1 protein-coding gene is annotated in these 315 nt (G+C 60.6%); it reads left to right on the forward strand.

Annotation, left to right across the window (positions count from 1 at the left end; translation table 11 throughout):
- Positions 1 to 315 (forward strand): hypothetical protein (locus MO867_RS22860; RefSeq protein WP_252473431.1); only part of this gene is annotated, 315 nt, incomplete at both ends.

Genomic DNA, 315 nt, shown 5'->3' on the forward strand with positions numbered 1-315 from the left:
ACGGCTGGGTATCCTCCCTGGACTTTGCCGGCAGCGTCCTCACCGCCGAGCCCGACCAGGTGGAACCGGAATTTGCCGAAATGGTGAATACCGGCCGCTTTCCCAAAATCTCCGCCAGCTTCTTCCACCCGGAATCCGCCAACAACCCAGTACCCGGTGTTTGGTACCTGCGTCATGTGGGTTTTCTCGGTGCCGCCGCACCGGCCGTAAAAGGTTTGAAGGAAGCGAGCTTTGCCGGCGATGGCGAAGATATTTTTACGGTGGAATTTGCCGGGGCCGACTTCGCCGACAGCTGGCTGGTGGGCCGCCTGATGC

The organism is Microbulbifer okhotskensis (assembly GCF_023895975.1).
Lineage (GTDB): Bacteria > Pseudomonadota > Gammaproteobacteria > Pseudomonadales > Cellvibrionaceae > Microbulbifer > Microbulbifer okhotskensis.